The sequence below is a fragment of the Bradyrhizobium sp. WSM4873 genome (assembly GCF_055811355.1).
The window spans coordinates 1-2,481 of sequence record NZ_JBVVPS010000043.1; the positions used below are offsets into that span (position 1 = coordinate 1).

The following is a 2,481-nucleotide window of genomic DNA, read 5'->3' on the forward strand; positions in this document are numbered from 1 at the left end:
CTCCCTCCCTTTCGGAACTCCCCCGCATGAGCGCCCTGTTTTCCCCGATCAAGCTGCGCGGCCTGACCTTGAAGAACCGCATCGTGGTGTCGCCGATGTGCCAATATTCGGCCGAGGACGGCGTTCCCACCGACTGGCACTTCACCCACATCAACAATCTCAGCCTGTCCGGCGCGGCGATGTTCTGCATCGAGGCGACCCATGTCGAGGCGATCGGCCGTATCACGCCGGGCTGCCTCGGGCTCTACAGCGATGCCGCCGAGGCCGCGCTGAAGCAGATCCTCACCTCGGTGCGGAAACATTCCTCGACCGCAGTCGCGATGCAGCTCGCGCATGCCGGCCGCAAAGCCTCGAGCGCGCGGCCTTGGGACGGCGGCCAGCTGATCGCGCAGGACGCGGGCGGCTGGCAGACCGTGGCGCCGTCCGCGCTGCCGCACAAGGAGGGCGAGGCCGCGCCGCTGGCGCTCGACGCCGCAGGCCTCAAGCGCATCCGCGATGCCTTCGTCGATGCCGCCAGACGCGCCGACCGCATCGGCATCGACGCCATCGAGCTGCACGGCGCGCACGGCTATCTCCTGCATCAATTCCTGTCGCCGATCTCGAACAGGCGCACCGACGAATATGGCGGTAGCTTGCAGAACCGCATGCGCTTCCCGCTGGAGGTCTACGACGCCGTTCGCGCGGCGTTCCCGCACGACAAGCCGGTCGGCATGCGGGTGTCGTCGACCGACTGGGTCGAGGGCGGCTGGGATCTGGCGCAGACCATCGCATTCGCAAACGCGCTGAAAGCGCGCGGCGTCGACTGGATCGATGCCTCCTCCGGCGGCGTCTCGCCGTTGCAGAAGATCGCGCTCGGCCCCGGCTACCAGGTGCAGTTTGCCGAGGCCATCAAGCGCGAGACGGGTTTGCCCACCATCGCGGTCGGCCTGATCACGGAGCCGAAGCAGGCCGAGGAGATCGTCGCATCCGGCAAGGCCGACATGGTCGCGCTCGCTCGCGGCTTGCTCTACGATCCCCGCTGGGCCTGGCACGCCGCAGCCGAACTCGGCGGCGAGGTCGAAGCCCCGCCGCAATACTGGCGCTCGCAGCCCTCGACCCAGAAGGCGCTGTTCGGCAAGACCACGTTCGGGGCGCGGTGAGTTCTTTACCTCGCCCCGCTTGCGGGGAGAGGTCGCATCCCATCGACGATGGGATGCGGGTGAGGGGGTACAGGTGCGGCGATGATCTCACATGCGGAGAGAGGCCCCTCACCCCAACCCTCTCCCCGTAAGAACGGGAGAGGGAGGCAACACCCCTCACGCATCCGTAACGCCTCTCACCTTCCACCTCCGCCAAATCTGGCCTAACCTCGCGCGCGTCCAACTCCTCGCGGAGGCCCGCCATGCGGTTTCGTATCCGGAAAGCTGCCCACGTCATCGAGCGCGTGGGGCTTGCGATGGCGGGGGCGGCGTGCGGGCTGTTCGTCGGCGCTTACGTGGGATCCGCGATACCCGCGCTCACAACCGAGGGCTTCCTGCTGCTGATGATGGTGCTGGGCTTCGTCGGCTTCTATCTCGGCATCGACACGCCGCAGCTGCCGTTCGACGAGGCCCACGGCGACATCGACGCCGCGGAACTGTTGAGCTCCGCCGGCACGCTCTGCGCCACGCTCACCGCGCTCGCCTCCGTCGCCATCATCGTGCTCCGCCTCGATCCGCATATCGCCTGGAGCTGGTTCGCCTTGTTCGGCTGGATCGCGGGCGTGGCGATGCAGATCGTCGCGGGGGCGAAGGCGCGGATGCGGAAGTAGGAATTTGTTGGTTGGGAGAGATCGCGCCGCGACAATCTCCGCCGTGGTCCTGGCGAAAGCCAGGACCCATACCGCGTGATTTATCGATTGTGGGCGGTAGGCGTACCGAACGACGAGCCTTCGCCAAACTGCTCCCTGGGGTAATGGGTCCTGGCTTTCGCCAGGACGACGGGGAGGGGCCTCTAAAACACCACGCCCACCTTCGTGCCGCGCTTCCACGCTACGCGGCAGCGCTTTTTGGTGTTCACATGCAGCAGCTCGAAGCGATCGGGAATCTTCACCTGGCCGCCGAGATCGACGCAGGCCCCTCCGGGCGAGTAGTCGATCAGCGTGCAGGGGATCACCGGCGCGCGCGGGTCGGTGATGATCTTGGCCTGGCGGGACACGAGGCCCGCGGGCTTGACGCGGGCATGTCGTCGCGGATGCATTGGCACTCTCCTCCAATTTCCGCGGATGGCGCGGGTGGTCTGGGAGACCATGATGAACGAGAGGTGATTCGATCCGGCTAAAGCGGGGTCGATAATTTTAATGAATATTGGCGGTAGCGGGGTGGGTTGGCTGTATTCCGCCGTGGGGGGGGGGGGGGGGGGGGGGGGGGGGGGGGGGGGGGGGGGGGGGGGGGGCCCCCCCCGGGGGCGGCGGCCCCCCCCCCCCCCCCCCCCCCCCCCCCCCCCCCCGCCCCCCCCCCACCC

The 2,481-nt window shown here is 68.0% G+C and carries 3 protein-coding genes; 2 read left to right on the plus strand and 1 reads right to left on the minus strand.

The window, feature by feature from the left end:
• Positions 1-26 precede the first annotated feature (26 nt).
• Positions 27-1,139 (plus strand): NADH:flavin oxidoreductase/NADH oxidase, encoded by a 1,113-nt coding sequence (locus tag AC0L21_RS33780; protein ID WP_473265977.1) that lies wholly within the window; start codon positions 27-29, stop codon positions 1,137-1,139.
• Positions 1,140-1,381: 242 nt separating this feature from the next.
• Positions 1,382-1,789 (plus strand): hypothetical protein, encoded by a 408-nt coding sequence (locus AC0L21_RS33785; protein WP_473265978.1) that lies wholly within the window; start codon positions 1,382-1,384, stop codon positions 1,787-1,789.
• Between the two features lie 182 nt (positions 1,790-1,971).
• On the opposite strand, the gene AC0L21_RS33790 is transcribed toward AC0L21_RS33785, so the two are convergent.
• On the minus strand, positions 1,972-2,217 hold the full coding sequence (locus AC0L21_RS33790) for a PilZ domain-containing protein (RefSeq protein WP_007599245.1): 246 nt from the start codon (positions 2,215-2,217) through the stop codon (positions 1,972-1,974).
• Positions 2,218-2,481 lie beyond the last annotated feature (264 nt).